Below are 21223 nucleotides of genomic sequence, written 5' to 3'. Positions count from 1 at the left end.
CTGTGTCAACGATCTTCGGGAGGCCGCGTTACGTTCCCCCTCCTTCACAACATGACGAGCACGGCCGTGATGCCAGGGCCGCGCCTTGCGCCTAGCCGCCTTGTCCGATCCCGGTGTGGCTCGTCAGCACGAGATAGAAAATGAAGACAGCGTCCAGTCCGAGGACCATGGGCGTGAGGCGGACAAACTGCCGGGTGACCAGCAGCAGCAGAGAATAGAAGAGCAGGCCAAGAGCGAGGCTGATCATGAAATTGCCGGTCAGGACGGCAATGAGAAGCATGAAAGCAGGCGTCAGGAGTGCCTCCTGAGAGCTGTTGGCGGCCTGTCCGAGCGCCGAGAGCATGGAGAGCCCTACCAAGATGAGAACAGGGGCCGTAGCTTCGGCGGGTATCATCACGATCAGGGGCCAAAGTACGGAGGACGCCGCGAAAAGCAGGGCGACGGTCAGCGCCGTAAGTCCCGTGCGGCCACCTGCCTCGACCCCGACCAGGCTCTCGACATAGGCGGAGACGGTGCTGGTCCCGAGCGCGGAACCGATGATGCTGGCCGAGCCATCGGCCGCGAAGGCCGCTCGACCGAGGAGGGGGGTGCCATCCGGCTTGGTCAGTCTCGCACGGTTGGCCACGCTGTACATTGTGCCTGTCGCGTCGAAGAAATCGCTGATCAGGAAATAGAGGGTGATCGGCAGAAGCAGATCGAGATGCGAGAAGAAATCACCAAAATTGAACGGGAAAAGAAGATGGGTCGGATAATGCGGCCAATCCATGAAATGCTCGGGCAGGCTTGCCACGGTGTGACCGTTCTTGTGGACAAACAGGCTGGCGAGAGTCACCGCAAGAATGGCGATCAGCATTCCAGCCGGAACGCGTAACACGAGGAGGACGCTGGCGAGGAACAACCCGAACAGGGTGAGCAGAACCGAGGGATCGGTCAGCGCCCCGAAATGAAATCCATCGGGCGCACCTACGGCCAGCCCGCCCGTGACCATGCCCAGGCGGGCGATGAAGATCCCGATCGCGACCTGAATGCCCAGAACGATCGGTTCGGGAAAGGCCTGGATGATGCGATGGCGCAGACGTGTCACAGAAAGGGCGGTGAAGGCGATCCCCCCGAACAGGACGATCGTGAATGCCGTGCGTACGTCGACATGCATCTGATGTACGACGATCTGCGCGAAAATGGCGTTGCTGCTCATGGCAGGCGCGAGAGCGATCGGCATGTTGGCAAAAAGGGCCATCAGCAAGGTGCCGCAGATGGCCGCTGCGATGGTCGTCATGATCATGTCATGCGGAAGAAGGCCCGCCTTGGCCATGATCGCCGGATTGACGGCCATGATATAGGCCATGGCACCGAAGGTCGTGAGTCCCGCCAGGATTTCACGCTGGATTGTCGAGCCTCGTTGAGCAATCCGGAAGCGGCGATCCAGCCAGGTAGTGAGGGGAGAGGGGGTCACGGGATGGCGGCTCCGGGCAGGGGTCAGGCGTCGCGCCCTTCTAGGGGGGGAGTGGCCCTGGCGACAAGAGCCTTGGCCTGTCTGCAAGGGGCAGGCTGGATGAACCTACTGAATGGCACGATAGCTGTCGCGCAGACCGGCCTGAAGCGGGGCCAGAGAACCATCGGAGTTCTCGGGAAGCAGGCCAAGCAGCATCATGGTCAAAGGATAGACATCCACATTATCAATCGTGGGCAGTACCCGATGCGACTGGAAAGCAGGACCGGACGCTATGAAGCTGGCCAGCATGTCCGGAGAGGCATTGTCATAGCCATGGCCTCCGGCATTGACGTGTTCATGGGGTTCGCGGGTGAGCGTCCAACCGGTCTCGGCGAGACAGAGCCAGGCCGGTACACGTGGGTTGGTGCCATAATGAAGCCGCTCTGGAATATGGGCGCGCGGCCAGCAGGTGACATGGTCATGAGGCGCAGAAAGCGCGCGTGCCAGATCCCGTTCATGACCCGGCACGGGGTTGATGCCGGCATAGGGGCCCGAGGTCACGACCGACATGCTTCCTGAGGGGGCGAGGTTCGTCAGGGGAATGACACGCTGCGGGCTGAGGGCTGCCATCCCGTGATCGGAGACGATGAGGATGTTCGCAGCGATATGACGCTTCGCCAGACCAGTCAGAAGGGTGGCAAGGGCAGTATCGACCTCTTGCGTGGCCGCTCTGGTCTGGGGAGAGAAAGGACCCGTCTTGTGCCCGGCATGATCGACACCGTCGAAATAAAGCAAGGATAGAGCAGGGCGTTTCTCCACGGGGCTGTCGAACCATGAGAGTACGGTTTCGACCCGTTGGGCAGGACTGCGCCTTGCGTCGAAATGGTACCAGATATCCGGGCGTGTATTGAGGATGGGGACATCCGAGCCCGGCCAGAACATGGAGGCTGTCATCAGACCATGCATCTGGGCGGTGACCCAGGCGGGGGTTCCGTTATCCCACCAGCGGGGATCATCGAGCCCTGTCTTCTGGCTCACGCTGAAGGTCTCGCCGGGAATATCCGGATCGGTCATGGTATTGCCGATCACGCCATGATGGTCAGGGCGTAGACCGGTGACGAGTGTATAGTGATTGGGAAACGTTACCGAGGGGAAAGACGGGCGCATGGGGGCAGATACGCCTCTGTCTACCAGAGCATCCAATGTGGGGGTTTGGCCCGCGTGCAGGTAGTCAGGCCTGAAACCGTCGATCGAGATAAGGATGACCGGCGGCAGGCCGGAAGCCGTCTCGGCGCGGGGCGCGGAAGGTGCGGTCTCGCAACCAGCCAGACACAGGACAAAGCTCAGAAGAAAAGGGAGGCGCGCCATAGAGCCAGACTGGCAGGATGGCGCGCGCCGATCAATCGTCTTGATCGCCTCAGTTCTGTTTCAGACGGTTCTGCCAGACCGAGTGGACCTCTTTGCGGCTCAGCTTTCTCGCCGGAACCGCATGCCCCTGAGCAGAAGGCGTTACCGTTGGGGCGCCGCTGCCCGTCGTGGCACCGGGCTTGATCCCGGCAGCAGGCGCCGCATTAGCCTGGCCGAGGGCGTCCTCACAAGCGCTCCCCTTGCCAACGCCAAACTGGATGGTGGGCAGCAGGGCTGCGGGCGGGAAGGCGATGGCGAGCCCTGCGGTGGCCGCCGCACGACCGATGATTTCGGCACCGGGCATGATGTTCGGGCTCTTGAGCGGGCCTGTGATGTTCACCCGGCCCGGGAAGGACAGAATGTTGAACGAGGTCGAACGCGTGGTGACGTGATAATCCAGCGTTTCGTTGCGCATGTTCACGGTGCCACCACCGAGTGTCCGGGTGTTGTTTGTCATGAGCAGGAGCGAATTCGTGCTCAGGATACCCTGACGCAGGGGCATGTCGGCAATGAAGCATTTGAGGTCGGAACGCTGCGGAATGCCCAGTGCGGAGAGAATGGCGCTGCCTACCTTGAGGCCCATCAGGTCGGGGAGCAGCGCTGATACATCGCCGCCGTGATCGACCACCAGCGTTACGCCGCCATCGCCATTCGCCAGAAGCGAAGCGATGGAATTGCCGGTCGCAGCGAGGGTAATGTGGCCGCCAAGCGTGCCCTGTCCCTTGAAGGTTTCGGTCGCTTTCATCAGGCGCTGGATCGACAGGCGGGAGACATCGACCTTGAAATGGGTCTTGAACTGGCCGTTTGCCGTGGGGTCAAGCGCACCGGAGAGGCCGAGCGTTCCGTCGCCGACGGCGAAATTGAGCTTGTTGATGGTGATCGATCCATCCTGCACCGCGATATCGGCAAGGATATTATCGAGCGGCATGTCCTTGTTCTCGATGCGATCACCCTTATAGACCAGATGGGCATTGACCGAGTTGAGCTTGGGTACATTGATCGGGGTTGAGGGCAGGATACGGTCGCTCGCTGAGGCTGCCTTGCTCTCCTGATGCCCGGGCTTGGCACCGATGAATCCGCCCAGATCCTTGAGATCCACATGATGCGAGAAGAGATTGGCATCAACTGTGATCGGCTTGGTCTGCGGGTCGACCGATATGGTACCGCCGATGTCGGATGACCCCATCTTGCCGGCGAAATTCGTGAAGCGGATATGGGCGGCTGTGTAATCGAGGTTACCCGAAACGCTGTACGAGGGCGTCTGGGGGATCGGGATACCGGTCAACCCGTAGAGCAAAGCCATATCGGGTCCGGCGAAATGCAGGACGAGCTTTGTGCCCTTGAAGTGCAGCGGATCATCCACTGTACCGCGAAGCGTCACATAGGTTGGACCGTTTTCGAGACGCGCATCGATTGGATAGGGACGGCTCGAATTCGTAAGGGTCAGAAGGGATCCCCCAACGATATGGCCGCTGATTGGCGCCTGGGCGTAGCGCCCCTTCAGGTCGATGACAATGCTGCCATCCTGGTCGCCTTTGGACGGGGTGGTGTGCAGAAGCACGTGCATGTCCGTCTTCAGCTTGGCCAGGGCCACACGGATATCACCATCAGTGATGATCACGTCGCCGATCTTGGGCAAAGGGGCGGCCTTGCTCTGAGTGGCAGGTGCGGGCTTCGCGTCGGGATCGGTGAAGCTGTAATTGTTCCTGCCATTTGCCAGAGATACGATATCGCCTCTGGGCGTATCGAGGGCAATCAGGGGGATTTCGAGCCCTTTATTCGTCAGGTAGTTCCAGACATTGACCGAGACGGTGGCCTTGCGCGCGCTGGCGAAAAGCTCTTTCTCGCCCTCGAACCCTTCCGGCTGACGAATCTGCAGATCATCCACCGAAACGGTTGTTGTGAATCCGAGCCGGACATGCAGATGGGCGATGCTGACCGGGCGATGCAGGGCGGCACTGGCACGGCGGTCCACAAGGGGAACGAACCAGTCCCAGTTCCAGAACACGATCAGTAGAATGATGAGTCCGGCGAGTGCTCCTGTGCCTATGGCAAAGGCGTGGCGCACGGGGTGTCGTGGTGCCCTTTGGGGGGATGTTCCGGGTTCTGCCACGTGCGCTGCCTTTCTGCTGTGTCATGGTCGAGGTGGTAGGATGCGCGCTGTGATACCGCGCGCCAGGCGCGGCAGGGCGCTCCCGGACCCCAGACAATCGTCGTCCCGTGATTACGAACTTGCGAGAAAGGAGTTCCGATGGGCGGTGCGCGCCCGGACCGGGCCTAGGGCGTGGTCAACCAGAGGGGGATGAGCCCTGTGTAACGTGTCTCGAGCATGTTGCGGGCAGCGGGGTCGAGATGGGCGATGGCGCAGGCCATGGCCTCCGGCTGAGGCGTACGCAGCAGATCGATCCCGAGACAGAAATCCCGGAAACTGCTTCCCTGACTCCGTAGTGCCTGATAGGCGCGCAACGCTGCGGCGAGGCTATGCTGCGGCGGGACTGGCCGGGGAATGAAGCGCAGGGGCTGACGTGCTTCGAGTGTGATCGCGCCTTCCCCGTCCCGCCCAATGGCATGGGCGGTAAGGGGAGAGAACAGCACGAGTGCGGTCATGTCCCCGGAAGAGTTTTCATCTGACCCGTCTGAGCCGTGTGCGGAGGCAAGGCGGATATCGACCGGATACCAGTTGGTCAGAATCTGGCTGTGGGTGAGCGGAAAGCCTTTACCGCTGTCCGCCAGAAGCAGACCGGTCTGGCCTGGACCGCGCGGCGGCTGGGCGCTCTTATCGGCATCGATCTCCTCGGAGATGAGCCATACCGGCTCGTGTGCCGTCCCGCTCTGGCCGGGAGAGCGCAGAATGAGGGCCTGTGTTTCACGGTCGATGGCGAGGATCTGGCCGTCTTCCGTGCTCAGCATCGCATGGCGCAGGCTTGACGGGGCAGGCACGCTCTCATGGTCACGGATCGCGAAAACGGTCTGAGGCAGAAAGCTGGCGCTATGGTCGCGTATATCCGCGCGGATGCGCCAGAAAAGCGTTTCGAGCATGACATGGGCGATACGCGCCGCATGGTGGCGTGTAGCCGCAAGAAAACGCTGCGCGGCGAGGTCTTCCTCATCGTTGCGATCAAAATGGCCCCACAGATCGGGAACGTCGGTCTGGTTGGTCAGATGCGCGCGCCGACGGGAGTAATGGGTTCTGTTGCGCGCGACATAGTGCAGAATACGCGCCCCCTCCCAGACGGGAGGCGCTTCAGGCGAGAACGCCAGACCAGTGGCATGGACATGCCTGCCGGGGCTGACGGCCCAGTGACAGCCATCGATGAAGTGGTCGTGGACGCATTCGGGGCGAAGAAAGGTCTTGCCCAGTCTGTGATCGGCGAAATCGAGCGGTGCGCGCTTCGTGTAGGCTGCGATGGGGGCTTCACGGGTTCGGGCAGCATGGCCGTTCGCGCCGAAAATCGACCAGTTGAGGGTGACGGCATCGGCATCGGGGAAGCGATCGAGGAATGCGCCTATCCGGTCTTCCGTTTCCGGCAGCACGTATTCGTCGCTCTCGAGGCAAATCACCCAGTCGAACCGGGAGCGGCAGGCTGCAATGGCTTGCGTATAGGCGGTCGAGCGACGATCGCGATAGCTGTCTTCCGAGGTCGGCACACGATGCGCTTCTATCGGATAGAGCTCGGCAGCGGCACGGATGATCTCCCAACTGCCATCGGTCGAGCGATCATCATGGATGATGAGCGTGTCGAACCCTACTGCAAGATGATAGGCGATCCACCAACCGATATCGTCAGCATCATTGCGGATGAAGAGGATGGCGGCAGTGGAAGCCATGACAGAATCCTTTTTTGGTTTTGTTGGACCCTTCAGGGTCAGTCCATCTTGAGCGCGGCAAGGAAGGCGCTTTGCGGGATTTCGACCTTGCCGAACTGACGCATGCGCTTCTTGCCTTCCTTCTGCTTTTCCAGAAGCTTGCGCTTGCGCGAGATATCGCCACCATAGCACTTGGCCGTCACGTCCTTCGACAGCGCGCCAAGCGTTTCACGCGCGATGATACGCGAGCCGATGGAGGCCTGAATGGCAATCTTGAAGAGCTGTCGGGGGATGAGATCCTTGAGCTTGCCACAAATGGCACGGCCACGCGTCTCGGCAACCGTGCGATGCGCGACGAAGGCGAGCGCATCGACCGGCTCCTGATTGACCAGGATGGAGATGCGCACGAGGTCGCTCTCCTCATAGCCATCGATCTGGTAATCGAAGCTGGCATAGCCGCGTGTCAGTGATTTGAGGCGGTCATAGAAATCGAACACGACCTCGTTGAGCGGCAGGCGATAGACGGCCATGGCGCGGTTGCCGACATAGGTCAGATCCATCTGGATGCCTCGACGCTCGCTGCAGAGCGTGAGCACGCTGCCCAGATACTCGTCCTGCACCAGAATGGTCGCCTTGATCCACGGCTCCTCGATCTTCTCGATCTTGCCGGGGTCGGGCATGTCGGCCGGATTATGCAGATCTTCCTGTGTGCCGTTGGTCAGATGCATCTTGTAGACGACGGACGGTGCAGTCGCGATCAGGTCGAGATTGAACTCGCGCGACAGACGCTCCTGGATGATCTCCAGATGCAGCAGACCGAGGAAGCCGCAGCGGAAGCCAAAGCCGAGCGCGGCCGAGGTCTCTGCTTCAAAATGGAATGACGCGTCGTTCAAACGCAGCTTGGCGAGCGAGTCGCGCAGCTTTTCGAAATCATCGGCGTCGATGGGGAAAAGGCCGCACCACACCACGGGAATGGACGGCTTGAATCCCGCCAGAGGCTTGTCGGCAGGGGTACGATCGAGGGTGACGGTATCGCCCACTGCCACATCGGCCACGGTCTTGATGGCCGCGTTGATGTAGCCCATCTCGCCAGGGCCGAGCGTTTCGACCGCCGTCATCTTGGGCAGGAACACGCCCACCTGATCGACATGATAGGTCGAGCCCGCCTGCATCATGCGGATCTTGTCGCCCCGCTTGAGCGTACCTTCCATGATGCGCACCAAGATGATCACGCCGAGATACGGGTCGTACCAGCTATCGACCAACAGGGCCTGGAGCGGCTTGTTGGCGTCGCCTTTCGGCGGGGGCAGGCGTGTGACGAGGGCCTCGAGCACGCCTTCGATGTTCAGTCCGGTCTTGGCGGAGACCTCGACGGCGTCATCGGCGGGGATGCCGACCACTTCCTCTATCTGGGCGCGCACGCGCTCGACATCGGCGGCGGGCAGGTCGACCTTGTTCAGGACCGGGACGATCTCGTGATTGGCGTCGATCGCCTGATAGACATTGGCCAGCGTCTGGGCCTCGACACCCTGGGACGCATCGACGACCAGAATGGAGCCTTCGCAGGCTGCGAGGGAGCGGCTGACCTCATAGGCGAAATCGACATGGCCCGGCGTGTCCATGAGGTTCAGGATGTAGGTCTTGCCATCCTTGGCCGGGTAGGTCAGGCGCACGGTCTGCGCCTTGATGGTGATGCCGCGCTCCTGCTCGAGCTCCATATTATCGAGCACCTGCTCCTTCATTTCTCGTGCCGTAAGCGCACCGCAGGCCTGGATCAGACGGTCAGCCAGCGTGGACTTGCCGTGATCGATATGGGCGATGATCGAGAAATTGCGGATCTGGGAGAGGGGCGTGCCGGTCATGGCGCGATACATAAGCGATTGCGCCGTTCTTGTCATTGGGGAGAAACCGCTGCCAAGCGATTTCTCCCTGACGTTTCCTTGCCCGGACGGGCCGTGTTTTCAGCGATCTGTGAGGCGGAATTCGATACGACGGTTTCGGGTGTAGGCGGCTGCCGTATTGTGCTGATCGAGGGGCTGATAATCCGAGAAACCGGTGGCGGCGAGATGATGCGGATCAACCCCTTCACGGATCAGCACCTTGACCACGGTGATCGCGCGTGCGCTCGACAGCTCCCAGTTGCTCGGGAAGGCCGTATGGATAGGCTGCTTGTCGGCATGGCCGTCCACCCGCAGGATCCAGGGAATATCGGTCGGGATCTGGCTTGAAACCTGTTTGAAGGTATGGGCGAGCGCTGCGATTTCCTTCTCGCCTTCCGGCGTCAGATCGGCGCTTCCCTGGGGGAAGAGAATGGAACTCTGGAATACGAATCGATCGCCGACGATTTCCACGCCTTTCTGGTTCTTCAGGATGTCCTGAAGACGGCCAAAAAACTCTGACCGATAGCGCTTGAGCTGATTCACCTTATCGGCGAGCGCTACATTGAGCTTGTTGCCCAGATCGGTGATCTGCTGGTCGCGCGCACTGACATCTTTCTTGGCGATATCGAGTGCCTGCCCGATGGCCAGGAGCTGCTGGTTCAGCTGCTCGAGCTGCGATTTGAGCTGGGCTATGGTCGCCTGATCGGATTGCGTCGCCTGACCGGCAGCGGCGAGGGCCTGTTCCTTTTCGGCAATGGTGCCATTCAGCGTGGCGAGCTGCTGGGTAAGGGCATCGGCCTGGCGCTTCGCGCTGTCTCTGTCGGTGGTGAGGCTGGCCACCATGGCGTTGAGCTGGGTGTTCTTGGCTTCCGTCATCGAAAGCGTCTGCTGCAGGGCAGCCAGCTGTTGACGCAGCGCATCGAGCGAGTGCGTCCGCTTGCTCAGGGCGACGGAGAGAAATTGCTGGCCGAGTACGAAGACGAGCAGCACGAAGGTGACGACCATGAGCAGGGTAGAAAGCGCATCCACATAGCCGGGCCAGGCATTGAGTTCTCCCCCATGGGAGCTGCGTCGGGAGCGTCGAGCCATGAGAGCCTCCCCGTCTTACTGTGCTGCCGGAGGAATGGAGGTCGAGCCTCCGGGGCTGGTGGCGGCGATAGTGCGGGCCAGAACACGCAGATCATTGCGGATCTCTCCGGCCATCTGCGCCCGCCCGCTATGGAGTTCGTCGATGAGGCGTATGATATGCCCCTCGATGCGGCCGAACTGCTCGCGGCTGTCCTTGGCGTCATTGAAGGCGGCGGTGCCCGGGGTGGTAGCCTCGCCCACATGTTTCAGGAAAGGCCCAAGCAGGGCCTGCTGGTCGGCCACACGACTCATCATCTTCTGGTTGGACTGAAGCAGATCGGTCATGGCCTTGAGGCGCTCCTGCAGTCCGTCCATGACCTGGAGCTGCTGCATGCGGCTTTCCTCGCTGCGCGAGACGACATTCTGCAGGGTCTCGAGGTTCTCGGCGGTCTGTTCGAGGAGGGCCTGCACATAGGCAGGTACGGAAGCATCGCCCCCCTCGATCAGGGCACCGCCCTGCTTGGTAATGCCGACGAGCCATTCCTCGACTTCGTTGAAGAAGCGGTTTTGAGCCTGGCCGGCATTGAGGTCGAGGAAGCCGAGGATGAGCGCGCCTGCCAGACCGAACATCGAGCCCGAGAAAGCGGTGGACATGCCCTTGAGCGGTTCTGCGAGGCCTGATTTCAGCTGGCCGAACATGGCGTCCAGATTGCCATCACCCACGTTCATGCCGCCGATCACCCCGGCGATGGAACTGACCGTGAGCAGCAGCCCGTAGAACGTGCCGAGCAGGCCCAGATAGATGAGCAGGCTGGTCATGTAGCGCGAGATATCACGCGATTCGTCCAGACGACCCGAGAGACTGTCGAGCGTCGCCTGAGCCGATTGGTGCGACAGGCTGAGGCGCCCGGTCGTGGTGCGCGCTGCCAGGTTGCGGGCCAGCGTGCCGAGCAGGCGCGGCGGGGCAGGCTGGGCGAGGCCGGTGCGATTGACGCGCAGCTGGTCCACCCATTTCACTTCCGGCATCAGCCGGAGGACGATGCGCAGATTCCACAGGATACCGATGACGAGTACGCCCAGGATCAGACCGTCGAGCATGGGGTTGGCGAAGAAGGCGGCGTAGAGCGTCTTGCCAAGAAGGGCGGCAACGGCAGCGACAAGGATCAGGAAGATCCCCATGCGCAGAAGATAGAGCGTCGGGCGGGTCATGGCGTGGAGGTCCTCGGTGCGGTTCCGAACTGTGCTTCTGAAGACGGGGCGGGAACGCTCCCTTCGGCAACAATGTCGAGCCGGTCGGGCGGGTTGGAGCCCGGCTGGGCCAGGCCGGTTGCGCGTGGGTAGATACGCGTTGTGGTCACCCCCTCACGGATCAGGATCGAGCGCACGGCAAGCGCGCGCGCAAGCGCGATGCGACGCGGCGTTGAAAGATCTTCTGTCGAGCCACTCGCCGAGGACCAAAGCGTAATCCGCAAGGTGGGCTGCGTGGCGAGCTGTCGGGCTTCGCTCTGTACCGCTTCGATCATGGCCGGGCTCATGCCGCTGCTATTGGCATCGAACAGGACACGAAGGCCTTTCGCCTGTTTTTCGACCTTGCCCTTGGCCTCGGGGTCCGGCTTGATCTCCTCAGGCGGGACGGGAGGATGGGTTGGTACTTTCACGCCGGGAGGTGGAATGACGACCGGGCGCGGAGGTTGAGGGGGAACATCGGGCGGTGCACCGACACGCTGGGCGGCGGGAGCATGGGAGGGTGCAGGGGCCGGTTTGACGACAGCCTTGCCGGTCGGTGCATTCTTTTCTGCGGGGCTCGGGGATGCATCATGCGCCTGCGCTTTATGCGGGGACGTATGGGCAGGCTTATCCGCATGGCTCTTGCCCTGAGCAGGCTTTTTAGCCGCTTTCTGGGCTGCAGGCTTCGACGCGGGTGCCGCTGCGGGCAATGCGTCATCATTGGATGTGACCTGGGCCCTCGAGGGCGCAGAAATCAGCAGGGCAGCCGGAAGACCGGCCGAGAACAGGAGGGAGAGGAGGATCGGCCGTTTCATGACCGGGCGATCCTAATCGCGCTCCCCCTGCGCAAGCAATGGGGAATGAAGCGTTGTTTCCGGCCCGGTTCCCGTGGAGTGCACCTGTTTTTGAACTTCCCCTCCCGGCTCCGGCGCGGAAGGGGGTAGACACGAGATCGGTGTCAGGCCTTGCGTGTGAGGGCGTCGAGCACGATGGTCCGGATAGGACCATGGAGCTGGGCATTGCCCGCAACAAGCGTGACGTCGGTATCGAGGTCGGTGATTTCCAGACCTTCGGGATCAGTCACATAGCCGCCTGCTTCGCGTACGATCAGCAGACCGGCAGCGCAATCCCACGGCTTGAGTCCGATTTCCCAGAAAGCTTCATAGCGTCCGGCGGCCACCCAGGCGAGGTCCAAAGCTGCCGCGCCGAAGCGGCGGAAACCGGCGACATGGGGCATGAGGGCGGCGAGGGTGCGACCGAAAGGCAGGCGACGATCGGCGGGCGTCTTGGCGAACGGAATGCCGGTTGCGATGAGCGATTCCGAAAGATCGCGACGCGCGGAGACGCGGATACGACGCTCGTTCAGGAAGGCGCCGATGCCCTTCTCGGCCCAGAACATCTCATTGGCTGCCGGGTTATAAACCATGGCGGCTGCAATTTCGGTCGATCCATCGGGATGGCGGCGCTGCAGGGCGATTGAAATGGCCCATTGCGGGATGCCGTGCAGGAAGTTCGACGTGCCGTCGAGCGGATCGACGATCCAGCGCCACGTCCAGTTTTCACCGCCAGAATTGCCGCTCTCTTCCATCAGGAAGGCATAGCCGGGGCGGGCGCGGGCGAGTTCCTCACGGATTGTCTGCTCGGCACGCAGGTCGGCCTGAGAGACGAAATCGCCGGGGCCCTTGATGCTGACCTGAAGCTGCTCGACTTCGGCGAAATCGCGCAGGAGGCGCTTTGCTGCCTTTTGCGCAGCATTCTGCATGACGGTCATATGCGGCGAGAGACGCATGGCAATAATCCTGATGAGAAACTGTGAAAGAGCAGGGTCGTCGTGTCTTGGCAAAGCCCGTCACCGGGCCTTGCGATCGGGGGCGCGACAGGAGCGCGTCCCCGGCAGTGGGGTGATCAGGCCTTGGCGCGTTCGACGTACGAAGCGTCATCCGTGCGCACGACCACGCGTTCACCTGCTTCGATGAAGGGCGGAACCATGGTCTTGACGCCGTTGGACAGCAGAGCGGGCTTGTAGGACGAGCTGGCCGTCTGACCCTTCACAACCGGATCGGCTTCGGTGATCTCGAGCGTGACATGCGGGGGCAGGGAGACGCCGACCGGGTCGCCTTCGACCAGCTTCACGTTCAGTTCCATGTTGTCCTGCAGGAAGGGCAGCTGGTCACCGAAGATATCCTTGTGCAGCATGACCTGTTCGAAGGTTTCGGGGTCCATCAGGACGATGTTGTCGCCGTCCGTATAGGAATAGCTGTAGTCCTTGTCTTCCGTCATCAGGCGCTCGACGGTGTCGGCGGTGCGCCAGCGCTCATTGGTCTTGTTGCCCGTGTTCAGATCACGCATCTCGACCTGGATGAAGGCGCCACCCTTGCCCGGTGTGATGATCTGCTGCTTGAGAACCGTCCAGCGACGACCGTCATGCTCAATAACCTGTCCGGCGCGAATCAGGTTTGCCTGCTGCTTCATGGAAGAAAGATCCCGGGAATCGTGATGTGGATACGACGGGTCCGTGCCGCCGTGAAAGGCGGGGTTCTAACGAAGCGGACGCGCAAGAGCAAGCGAGATGGAGTCTGCCCCGGGGCGGCATGTCTTGCCCGCGCGCCAAGCAAGGGCGTTGTTGTGCGTTTGCCAAGCGGAAGCTAGGAGCCGAAGCATGATAATGCGCACCCTCCTGAATTCCCCCCAGCTGGTCGTGGTCTCAATGCTCCTGACCGGGGGCATGACGTCGGGACCGGTATGGGCTGAAGGAGTGCCGGCTTCAGGATCTGCCGCTGTAAGACAGGGTACTCTCATTGGAAGTGATGAGGCTTGCCCGCGGGATTTCTACGAAGGTGTTCCGCCCGTCGTGGCGGCCCCGGTGCCGCTCGCCCGTATGGTCTTTCTCTGCAACACGGATTTTGCGGTTCTGGTATCGGGCGTGACTCATGAACCGATCTGGGTTGCGGAACATCTGACCCGTGAGGGAATACGCCGTGCCCAGCACGCCCTGCGCGAAGGCAAGTTCCATGAAGAGACGCGCCAGCCTGAAGCTGATCGGGCAAGATTGAGCGATTACCAGCGTTCCGGTTTTGACCGGGGGCACATGATGCCCAGTGGTGATGCGCCAGACCGTGCCTCCCAGCAGGAGACATTCTCGCTCGCCAATATGGTACCGCAGACACCCGACCTGAATCGTGGTTTGTGGGCCGGGGTCGAGAAGCGTGTGCGTGAGCGCGTGCTGGCCGAGGGGGAAGCCTATGTGGTGACCGGTCCGGCGTATAGGACGGATATGCCGGTGCGTATTGGTGTGCAGGAACTCCCCGTGCCGAGCTCGACCTGGAAGGCGGTTTATCTGCCTGGCCGTCAGGCCGTCACTGTCTATGTGTGCAAGAATACGGTCACTCCAAGCTGTACCCAGGTGCCGCTTGTCACGCTCGAGCGGGTGACGGGGGTCAATGCGTTTCCGCTGCTCACGGGAGCCCTGCGTGATCATATTACCGAGCTGCCGGACCCGCAGGCCGAGCCTTATCATGTATCGCCGCAATTGCGCCGCCTGACCCTCTCCGTGCTCAGGCGCTTCCTTAATTCCATGCTCTCGGGGTCCTCACCCCTCTGAAGCACGCTCTCGCGAAGGCCCGGTGTCCAGCGTGTGACTCTGGCCATAGGGATCGCGCACGAGGCCGGGATGGGTGTCGGGGCGGTAGTAATCGGGCCCGAGCGGGACTTTGCCCGCGCCTCCCGGGATGTCGAGTACGTAAGTAGGCCAGGCCAGCCCGGTCACGCGGCCGCGCAGCCGGGCGAGCAGCGCGCGCCCCTCATCGATCGGCACATGAAAATGCGCCGTGCCCGGCGCCGGGTCGAGCTGATGCAGGTAATAGGGCTTGATGCGTGCGGTAACGAAAGCGCGCAGCAGCGCCTCAAGCGCTTCCTCAGTGTCGTTGACGCCCCGCAGCAGCACCGACTGGCTGAGGACCGGGATCGCGCGGCTCTGGATCAGTCTCGTGGCGGCGCGGGCCTCAGCGGTCATCTCGCTGGCGTGATTGGCGTGTAGCACCACCCAGAGGGCGCGGTCCGTCTCGAGCGCGTCGAGCAGAGCGGGCGTAATCCGTGCCGGATCGGCCACCGGCACGCGGCTATGCAGGCGTATGGTCTTGATATGGGGCATGGCCGAAAGCGCCCCGATGATATGGCGCAGGCGGCGTGGGCTCAACATCAACGGATCTCCCCCAGTGAGGATGATCTCGCTGATAGCCGGATGATTGGCAATCCAGTCGAGGGCGCGCGTCAGGTCTTCTTCCGAGAGCAGACCACCATCGGGGCCGACATGCTCGCGCCTGAAGCAGAACCGGCAATAGAGCGGGCAGACCAGCAAAGGTTTGAGCAGGGCGCGATCAGCATAACGATGCACGATGCCAGGCACGGGAGAGAGAGCGTCGTCGCCGATCGGGTCGTGGAGTTCCCATGGTGCGGTGTGCAGTTCGGCCGGGGTTGGAACGACCTGACGGGCGATTGGGTCGTCAGCGTGTGTGATCAGGTCATGGAACGCAGGTGGGATGGCCGTCGCAAATTGCCTGGCGACAGCGTCGAGCGCCTCCTTTTGTGCTTCCGGCGCGAGCCCGTGGGCGACGAGTTGTGTAACGCTCCGCAATACGGGCCGGGATGCGGCTGGGGGATTGACCTTTTCTGACATCAGGGCGCTGTACTGCAAGCCTATCAGCTTTCGCAACCAAAGAGCACAGATCATGGCCCGTAGAGACGCGGTTTCAGACAAACTTCCGCTCATGCAAAAACGCATTCTTTTGCAGCGTAGCCTGAGGGCGTTTTTCGAGGCGCGGGGTTATCTGGAGGTTGAGACGCCCTATGCCGTGACCTCACCGGGTGAGGAAATCCACCTCCGATGTTTCCGGACAGAACTGGAAGCACCGGACGGGACACGGATGACGCGGTTCCTGCATACGAGCCCGGAATTCGCCATGAAGCGTATCGTGGCGGCGACGGGACTGCCGGTGTTCCAGCTCGCGCGCGTCTGGCGCAATGGGGAGCAGAGTGCGCTCCATGCGCCGGAATTTACCATGCTCGAATGGTATCGGCCCGGCGCAGGGCTCGTATCGCTCATGGACGAGACTGAGACGCTTCTGCGGCGTCTTCTTCCGCCCGAGGTGACGTATGGCGGGACCTGCTTGCGTATTGATCAGCCCTTCGAGCGCCTGACGATGGCGGAGGCGTTCACGCGTTACGTCGGGGTCGACCTGCTGGCGATAGGGGAGGATGCCCCTCGTCTGGCCAGGGAGGCGCAAACAGTCCTCCGCGCCGGGGAGAACTGGGAAGACCTGTTTTTTCGGCTGCTTCTGGAACGTGTCGAGCCCCGCATCGGGCGTGACAGTCCCACCTTCCTGACGCACTGGCCTGCGGCTCAGGCCGCCCTGTCGCGGCGCGATCCCGAAGATCCACGCGTTGCTCTACGCTTTGAGCTCTACGCGGCCGGGATCGAACTGGCCAATGCGTTCGAGGAACTGACCGATCCTGACGAACAGCGGGATCGCTTCGAGGCGGATCGGGCGCGACGGCTTGCGCTGTACCCGGATCAGGATTGGCCCCTGGACGAGGCATTTCTGCGGGATCTTGAGGGTTTGCCCCCTTGTAGTGGGATCGCGCTGGGATTTGACCGGTTGGCCATGCTGGCAACCGGTGCCCCTCGGCTCTGTGACATTCTGTGGTTTTCTTAAACCTTCGGATAGCCATGAACCTTTTCTGGGGGCAAACTCGTTCTCATGGCCTAGAGTGGCGCCAGCTTCGAACTGATCCGGCAGGCGGCTTCAGCTTCGGAAAGGGTAACAGGATGATGAAGAAAACAGTTTTTCTGTCGTTTGCTGCTTTGCTGACCCTGTCAGCATGCGATGTACCGACGGTTCAACAGCGCAAGGTGCTGGATTCCATGATCGGCAAGACCGACGTGGATGTACTCAGAACCTTCGGCGTGCCCACGCGCACCTATCAGGCCAGCGGCCATGACTTCCTGGCCTATATCGATAACGAGACCAATTACTCGCCCGGCACAGGGGGCTGGGGTTGGGGTTGGGGTGGCGGTCCCTGGGGCGGTTATGGCGGCTGGGGCGGCGGCTGGGGTGGTTATGGCGGCTATGGTGGTGGTTTTGGCGGTTTCCCGCCCAGCTATTACAATACAACCTGTCAGACGACTTTCGAACTGACCAATAGTCGTGTGGTCGGCTGGACCATGCGTGGAGATGGATGCTGAATTCAATGGCGCTGCTGGACACAACAATAAAAAGAACAACCACGATCGGTGGCGCCATACTGGCGCTTACCCTCGCAGGATGCGAGAGCCGCGCGCGCCAGGATCCGTTTCCGAGGGCCAATTCGCTCTCTGCTGCCCAGATGCCTGCGGTCAGCAGCGCTCATATGTATCATGCCTCGACCAAGACAGAGACGTCGAGCCCAGTGGCTTATCATGAGCCACCCACTTTCTCCTTTGCTGACCGGCCTCTGAGCGAGAATATCACGACGGCGTTAGAGCTTGCCGATTATCGTCAGGCGCTGCGTCAGGCGGGCATGTTCCCTAGGCTTGGTCGCAACGGGCCCTTTACGGTTTTCGCGATGCCCAACGAACCGTTCGAGCGCTATGCGGCTCAGATTCCGGGCGGCCTAATGGCGCCTGCCAATGCTCGGCAGCTCCAACAGCTTCTGGGCTACTCAATTATCCGTGGTAATTGGACGCCTCAGAGACTTACCCGGGCGATGGCGCGGCTGAAGTCCGACAAGATCGGCCTCAAGACCCTCTCGGGTGATATGATGATCATTCAGCGTGAGAGCGCAACCGGGCAGTTCGTGTTGTCCAATCAGACCGGGCGCATCGTCAAACTCTGGCTCAACGGCGCGCCTCAATCCAATGGTACGCTCTATATCACCCAGGATATTCTGCCGCCGCGCGGCTGATGATCGCTTCCAGCCGCGCCCCGGCTTCGTCGGCATCGACGAAGCTGAGTGGCACGGCCAGGAAATCGGCATTGGCCTTGATCATGGCCGAGGCCTCTTCTGCGGTTTCAATACCCTCCGCGATAACCGGCAATTCCATCATTTGCGACCACCACGCCACCAGGTCCGGCGCGTTGGGGGCAACTGATATATAATCGGCACCGAGTTCGCCTGCGTGCATGGCGTCATCGCGGCTGGTGCCGCAATAGACACCCAGTTGCAGGTCCCGCCCGAGCTCTTCACGCGCGGTCAGGCACTGGGCGGGGCTGCTCGTGAGATGCACGCCGTCACAGCCGAGTTCACTGGCCAGGGCGGGCAGATCTGTCAGGATCAGGGCGGTCCCGAGAGACTGCACGGTTTCACGAATGGCCTTCACGCAGTGACGAGCGCGGTTCTCCTCGGACGTGCCCAGTCTCAGGGCTGCCGGTGTCCAGCGTTCGAGCACCTTGACCAGATCGTTCAGTTCACGGGACGGGTCGAAATCCGGCATCGTGACGAGATACAGTTCGCAAGGCAGCATGGGCAGGGTCCGTAAAGGTTGGGCGCTCAGCTTTCACGCGCCAGATATCGGGAGAGCTGAGTCAGTCGGTAGGCGTTATAGGGTGGTCTGCCAAGAGTGAGTGCGTCCGGGCGGCTTGTCAAAATCTGGCCTCCGCAAAGGGGAGCGAGAGCCCTGATCGTCTCAAGAGCGGGTCCACGCGCCGTACAGATAACCCAAGCCACGCCCTCGCGTAGAGCCAGCGCCGCCAGGGCAGGTGCCGAACCGGCATCGAAGAGCTTCGGTCCGTGCAGGTCCCGCGTCAAAGCCAGCCACCAGGGCAGGCCCATGATAGGCCCGAGACCCGGGGCGGGAATAACAGCGTAGGGAGGGGTCTCGTCCGGCGGAGGCAGATAGGCGAGGAGTGACCTGTCATAGAGGGCAATCACCCTCCTCGGGAGCAGGGCCTCGGGCTTCATGCTTGACCTCGCGACAGGTTAGGGGCTTCCTTGTGAAAGCGGAAAATGCGGTGATGAAGAGGGTGTTTTGACGGATCAGATCGAGACTGCAAAGGGGTCTGTCAGACCGGAGGCGCGGATCGAGGAAGCGCTCGACCGTATTGCCTATGCCTTGCATCATGCCAGACACGCGCCGGAACAAGGCCCTGACTGGCAGCCATTGGCCGCGAATATAGAGGCTCTGCGCCTTCGGGTTCGAGACCTTGTCGCACGTCTTGATGATGAGGATGAGGCATAATCATGGCCCAGATATCCCTCCGACTTAATGGGTACTCCTATACGATTGGCTGCCAGGATGGCGAGGAGCGCTATCTGCAGGAGCTCGCGAAGCAGGTGGAGCGCCGCATTGAGCGTGTTCGGAGTCTCGGGACACAGGGCGGCGAATCCTGGACTCTGGTCATGGCCGCATTGCTCATGGCCGATGAACTGCATGATCTGGCCAAGGAAATCCTGCCAAGCACCACCAGCGAGCGGGTGCAAAGGGCTGATCGGATCATCACCGAGAACGAGGCGCTTGAGCAGAAGCTTAATTTATTGGCCGAGCGCGCCGAAGGCATTGCAGGTGAGCTTGAGAGTGCCTAGTTAGTGACGGGTGGGACTGCCCGGTACGTCAGGCAACTCAACCCCTGGGCCGATAAGCACTTCCTTAGGGAGCTGGCTCTGTTGTGATCGTGGTCATGATATCTGGCGCCCACCTGCGTGAGCAGGTCCGGGAGGGCTGAAAGACCGACGGCCAGGGTGGTTCCACACATGATGATAGATCAGCAAAAGCAGGATCTGCGGCGCATGATGCGCCAGCGCCGGGCCGATACGGTGGCTCCTCCCCATTCTCTGGATCTCCTGAACAAGCGCCTTGCTGCAGCGTTGCTTGCTGAGCCTGCTGCGCGCGCGATTGGGTGTGTCTGGCCTTTGCCTGACGAGCCGGATCTGCGCCCGCTCTGTCATGCCCTGTTTGCTGCCGGGCGCGACGTGCTTCTGCCAGAGACAACTCCCAAGGGCAGCGCGCTGCTGTTTCGACACTGGGCCCCGACCTGCGCGATGCTCACAGGCCGTTTTGGCACAGTGCATCCTGACGGAGTTATCGGGCGTCCAGATGTGCTGCTGGTGCCTCTTCTGGCTTTTGACAGGTCGTTCAACCGGCTGGGCTATGGCGGGGGCTATTATGACAGGACGCTTGCGGCTCTGGGCTGCCGGGGGATCGGGTTCGCTTTCGCGTGGCAGGAAGTGGCGCATGTACCCATCGGGCCGTATGACGCGCCTCTGGACCGTATTGTTACCGAGCAGGAAATCATCACCCCTAGGGCCGGGAAAGGCAAAGCAGAGTGAGACTACTTTTTCTTGGAGATATCGTTGGGCGTTCAGGGCGGGAGGCCGTGATAGCCCGTCTGCCGGAGTGGCGTGAGTCGCTCAAGCTGGATGTCGTGGTGGTGAATGGAGAGAATGCCTCCCATGGTTTTGGGCTCTCCACCGCGATCGCGACCGATCTGTTCAAGGCCGGGGTTGATGTGATCACGCTGGGCAATCACGCCTGGGACAAGAAGGAATTGCTGCGGGATATCGACTCCGAACCGCGAATCATTCGACCACTCAATTTCCCGCCTGGGACCCCGGGGCAGGGATCTTTCGTGATCGTGCTGCCGAACGGTCGCAAGGTGCTGGTGATCAATGTCATGGGGCGCCTGTTCATGGACCCGCTCGACGATCCTTTCCGCGCCGTAAGCGAGTGTCTGTCGCGTCACAAGCTGGGGATGACAGCCCACGCCATTATCGTGGACCTGCATGCGGAGACAGGCAGCGAGAAAATGGCCTTTGGTCATTATCTGGACGGGAAGGTTTCTCTCGTGGTTGGCACGCATACCCATGTGCCGACCGCAGATTATCGCGTGCTTTCCAAGGGAACGGCCTATCAGACCGATGCCGGAATGTGTGGCGACTATGACAGCGTGATCGGTATGGGAAAGGAGGCCTCTCTGTACCGCTTTGTGCGCAAGCTGCCGGGTGAGCGCCTGCAGCCTGCAGAGGGAGAGGCGACTGTATGCGGGGTTTTCGTCGAGACGGATGACCGTACGGGGCTGGCCACACGGATCGAGGCTGTACGGCAGGGGGGACATCTCAGCCCTTCTTTCCCGGTTTTGTGAGTTTTTTTGGATTAATTTGTTTGTGGTGTGTTGATTGATGGGGGTGGGAATCGGGATTGGCCTATGATTGGCGTGGGTTTTGGGTGTTTTGAGGAAGTGTTTGACAACCCCCCCTGGTTTCCGTAAAAGCCCGTTCACCGCAGCGGACGACGCTGGGGTGGCTGCCTGAAAGACTGAGTAAGATCAGTAGTTTAGGCAGGGTTCTTTGAAAATTGAATAGGAATGGAAGGGATATGTTGGCGGCGCTTTGGTGTTGTCTGAACCAGTGGTTCTGATGATGAGAGTGCTGA

The 21223-nt window shown here is 61.3% G+C and carries 21 protein-coding genes and 1 other RNA gene; 9 read left to right on the top strand and 13 right to left on the bottom strand.

Annotated elements, in window-relative coordinates:
• Positions 1–91: 91 nt before the first annotated feature.
• The 10 genes from C0V97_RS14890 to efp all read right to left on the bottom strand — a co-directional run bounded on the left by C0V97_RS14890 (position 92) and on the right by efp (position 13293).
• A complete protein-coding gene (locus tag C0V97_RS14890; protein ID WP_127103362.1) occupies positions 92–1453 on the bottom strand; it encodes an NCS2 family permease in 1362 nt (453 codons plus the stop codon).
• Between the two features lie 105 nt (positions 1454–1558).
• The gene (locus tag C0V97_RS14885; protein ID WP_127103361.1) at positions 1559–2800 is read right to left on the bottom strand and encodes an ectonucleotide pyrophosphatase/phosphodiesterase; all 1242 of its coding nucleotides are present in this window, start codon (positions 2798–2800) and stop codon (positions 1559–1561) included.
• Between the two features lie 49 nt (positions 2801–2849).
• Positions 2850–4907 carry an AsmA family protein gene (locus tag C0V97_RS14880; RefSeq protein ID WP_233582202.1) on the bottom strand — a complete coding sequence of 686 codons (2058 nt, stop codon included), beginning with the start codon at positions 4905–4907 and terminating at the stop codon, positions 2850–2852.
• Positions 4908–5116: 209 nt separating this feature from the next.
• The gene (locus C0V97_RS14875) at positions 5117–6667 is read right to left on the bottom strand and encodes a glycosyltransferase family 2 protein (protein ID WP_127103359.1); all 1551 of its coding nucleotides are present in this window, start codon (positions 6665–6667) and stop codon (positions 5117–5119) included.
• Positions 6668–6705: 38 nt separating this feature from the next.
• On the bottom strand, positions 6706–8508 hold the full coding sequence (gene lepA, locus C0V97_RS14870) for a translation elongation factor 4 (RefSeq protein ID WP_127103461.1): 1803 nt from the start codon (positions 8506–8508) through the stop codon (positions 6706–6708).
• Positions 8509–8607: 99 nt separating this feature from the next.
• A complete protein-coding gene (locus C0V97_RS14865; RefSeq protein WP_127103358.1) occupies positions 8608–9615 on the bottom strand; it encodes a peptidoglycan -binding protein in 1008 nt (335 codons plus the stop codon).
• Positions 9616–9630: 15 nt separating this feature from the next.
• Positions 9631–10803 carry a flagellar motor protein MotA gene (locus C0V97_RS14860; protein WP_127103357.1) on the bottom strand — a complete coding sequence of 391 codons (1173 nt, stop codon included), beginning with the start codon at positions 10801–10803 and terminating at the stop codon, positions 9631–9633.
• The gene (locus C0V97_RS14855; RefSeq protein ID WP_127103356.1) at positions 10800–11636 is read right to left on the bottom strand and encodes an OmpA family protein; all 837 of its coding nucleotides are present in this window, start codon (positions 11634–11636) and stop codon (positions 10800–10802) included. The genes C0V97_RS14860 and C0V97_RS14855 overlap by 4 nt, the downstream gene beginning before the upstream one ends.
• A gap of 143 nt (positions 11637–11779) precedes the next feature.
• Positions 11780–12610, bottom strand: a complete 831-nt coding sequence (locus C0V97_RS14850) for an inositol monophosphatase family protein (protein WP_127103355.1) — start codon at positions 12608–12610, stop codon at positions 11780–11782.
• Between the two features lie 116 nt (positions 12611–12726).
• Positions 12727–13293, bottom strand: a complete 567-nt coding sequence (gene efp / locus C0V97_RS14845) for an elongation factor P (RefSeq protein ID WP_127103354.1) — start codon at positions 13291–13293, stop codon at positions 12727–12729.
• A 187-nt stretch (positions 13294–13480) separates the two neighbouring features.
• On the opposite strand from efp, the gene C0V97_RS14840 reads away from it, so the two are divergent.
• On the top strand, positions 13481–14422 hold the full coding sequence (locus C0V97_RS14840; protein WP_158625440.1) for a DNA/RNA non-specific endonuclease: 942 nt from the start codon (positions 13481–13483) through the stop codon (positions 14420–14422).
• On the opposite strand, the gene C0V97_RS14835 is transcribed toward C0V97_RS14840, so the two are convergent.
• The gene (locus C0V97_RS14835; RefSeq protein WP_127103352.1) at positions 14411–15496 is read right to left on the bottom strand and encodes a lysine-2,3-aminomutase-like protein; all 1086 of its coding nucleotides are present in this window, start codon (positions 15494–15496) and stop codon (positions 14411–14413) included. The genes C0V97_RS14840 and C0V97_RS14835 overlap by 12 nt on opposite strands.
• A 52-nt stretch (positions 15497–15548) precedes the next feature.
• On the opposite strand from C0V97_RS14835, the gene epmA reads away from it, so the two are divergent.
• The 3 genes from epmA to C0V97_RS14820 all read left to right on the top strand — a co-directional run bounded on the left by epmA (position 15549) and on the right by C0V97_RS14820 (position 17760).
• Entirely contained in the window at positions 15549–16532 is a 984-nt protein-coding gene (gene epmA, locus C0V97_RS14830) for an EF-P lysine aminoacylase EpmA (RefSeq protein ID WP_127103351.1), read from the top strand.
• Positions 16533–16645: 113 nt separating this feature from the next.
• A complete protein-coding gene (locus C0V97_RS14825) occupies positions 16646–17062 on the top strand; it encodes a hypothetical protein (protein WP_370265776.1) in 417 nt (138 codons plus the stop codon).
• Between the two features lie 5 nt (positions 17063–17067).
• Entirely contained in the window at positions 17068–17760 is a 693-nt protein-coding gene (locus C0V97_RS14820) for a fasciclin domain-containing protein (protein ID WP_158625439.1), read from the top strand.
• Here the strand turns inward: C0V97_RS14820 and C0V97_RS14815 are convergent.
• Positions 17729–18319, bottom strand: coding sequence for a thiamine phosphate synthase (locus C0V97_RS14815; protein ID WP_127103349.1), 591 nt, complete (start codon positions 18317–18319; stop codon positions 17729–17731). The two genes, C0V97_RS14820 and C0V97_RS14815, sit on opposite strands and share 32 nt — an antisense overlap.
• 26 nt (positions 18320–18345) lie before the next feature.
• Positions 18346–18756, bottom strand: coding sequence for a hypothetical protein (locus C0V97_RS14810; RefSeq protein ID WP_127103348.1), 411 nt, complete (start codon positions 18754–18756; stop codon positions 18346–18348).
• Positions 18757–18823: 67 nt separating this feature from the next.
• Here C0V97_RS14810 and C0V97_RS14805 point away from each other — a divergent pair, with 67 nt between their 5' ends.
• The 5 genes from C0V97_RS14805 (at position 18824) to C0V97_RS14785 (ending at position 20933) form a co-directional block, all read left to right on the top strand.
• On the top strand, positions 18824–19033 hold the full coding sequence (locus C0V97_RS14805) for a hypothetical protein (protein WP_127103347.1): 210 nt from the start codon (positions 18824–18826) through the stop codon (positions 19031–19033).
• A gap of 2 nt (positions 19034–19035) precedes the next feature.
• Positions 19036–19377 carry a cell division protein ZapA gene (locus C0V97_RS14800; protein ID WP_127103346.1) on the top strand — a complete coding sequence of 114 codons (342 nt, stop codon included), beginning with the start codon at positions 19036–19038 and terminating at the stop codon, positions 19375–19377.
• Positions 19378–19387: 10 nt separating this feature from the next.
• Positions 19388–19544: non-coding RNA, 6S RNA (gene ssrS, locus C0V97_RS14795), on the top strand.
• Position 19545: 1 nt separating this feature from the next.
• A complete protein-coding gene (locus C0V97_RS14790; RefSeq protein ID WP_127103345.1) occupies positions 19546–20121 on the top strand; it encodes a 5-formyltetrahydrofolate cyclo-ligase in 576 nt (191 codons plus the stop codon).
• Entirely contained in the window at positions 20118–20933 is an 816-nt protein-coding gene (locus tag C0V97_RS14785; RefSeq protein ID WP_127103344.1) for a TIGR00282 family metallophosphoesterase, read from the top strand. The genes C0V97_RS14790 and C0V97_RS14785 overlap by 4 nt, the downstream gene beginning before the upstream one ends.
• The last annotated feature ends 290 nt before the right edge of the window (positions 20934–21223 follow it).

Source organism: Asaia sp. W19, from assembly GCF_003994335.1.
Classification (GTDB): domain Bacteria; phylum Pseudomonadota; class Alphaproteobacteria; order Acetobacterales; family Acetobacteraceae; genus Asaia.
Note: the sequence above shows the minus strand (reverse complement) of the source record. Positions and strands in the feature narration are given on the sequence as shown.

Coding starts and splice junctions, on each gene's coding strand:
- C0V97_RS14885 (WP_127103361.1), bottom strand. CDS start 2,800: ATGGCGCGCCTCCCTTTTCTTCTGAGCTTTGTCCTGTGTCTGGCTGGT.
- C0V97_RS14875 (WP_127103359.1), bottom strand. CDS start 6,667: ATGGCTTCCACTGCCGCCATCCTCTTCATCCGCAATGATGCTGACGAT.
- lepA (WP_127103461.1), bottom strand. CDS start 8,508: ATGACCGGCACGCCCCTCTCCCAGATCCGCAATTTCTCGATCATCGCC.
- C0V97_RS14865 (WP_127103358.1), bottom strand. CDS start 9,615: ATGGCTCGACGCTCCCGACGCAGCTCCCATGGGGGAGAACTCAATGCC.
- C0V97_RS14860 (WP_127103357.1), bottom strand. CDS start 10,803: ATGACCCGCCCGACGCTCTATCTTCTGCGCATGGGGATCTTCCTGATC.
- C0V97_RS14855 (WP_127103356.1), bottom strand. CDS start 11,636: ATGAAACGGCCGATCCTCCTCTCCCTCCTGTTCTCGGCCGGTCTTCCG.
- C0V97_RS14850 (WP_127103355.1), bottom strand. CDS start 12,610: ATGCGTCTCTCGCCGCATATGACCGTCATGCAGAATGCTGCGCAAAAG.
- efp (WP_127103354.1), bottom strand. CDS start 13,293: ATGAAGCAGCAGGCAAACCTGATTCGCGCCGGACAGGTTATTGAGCAT.
- C0V97_RS14840 (WP_158625440.1), top strand. CDS start 13,481: ATGATAATGCGCACCCTCCTGAATTCCCCCCAGCTGGTCGTGGTCTCA.
- C0V97_RS14835 (WP_127103352.1), bottom strand. CDS start 15,496: ATGTCAGAAAAGGTCAATCCCCCAGCCGCATCCCGGCCCGTATTGCGG.
- epmA (WP_127103351.1), top strand. CDS start 15,549: ATGGCCCGTAGAGACGCGGTTTCAGACAAACTTCCGCTCATGCAAAAA.
- C0V97_RS14825 (WP_370265776.1), top strand. CDS start 16,646: ATGATGAAGAAAACAGTTTTTCTGTCGTTTGCTGCTTTGCTGACCCTG.
- C0V97_RS14820 (WP_158625439.1), top strand. CDS start 17,068: ATGGCGCTGCTGGACACAACAATAAAAAGAACAACCACGATCGGTGGC.
- C0V97_RS14815 (WP_127103349.1), bottom strand. CDS start 18,319: ATGCTGCCTTGCGAACTGTATCTCGTCACGATGCCGGATTTCGACCCG.
- C0V97_RS14810 (WP_127103348.1), bottom strand. CDS start 18,756: ATGAAGCCCGAGGCCCTGCTCCCGAGGAGGGTGATTGCCCTCTATGAC.
- C0V97_RS14800 (WP_127103346.1), top strand. CDS start 19,036: ATGGCCCAGATATCCCTCCGACTTAATGGGTACTCCTATACGATTGGC.
- C0V97_RS14790 (WP_127103345.1), top strand. CDS start 19,546: ATGATGATAGATCAGCAAAAGCAGGATCTGCGGCGCATGATGCGCCAG.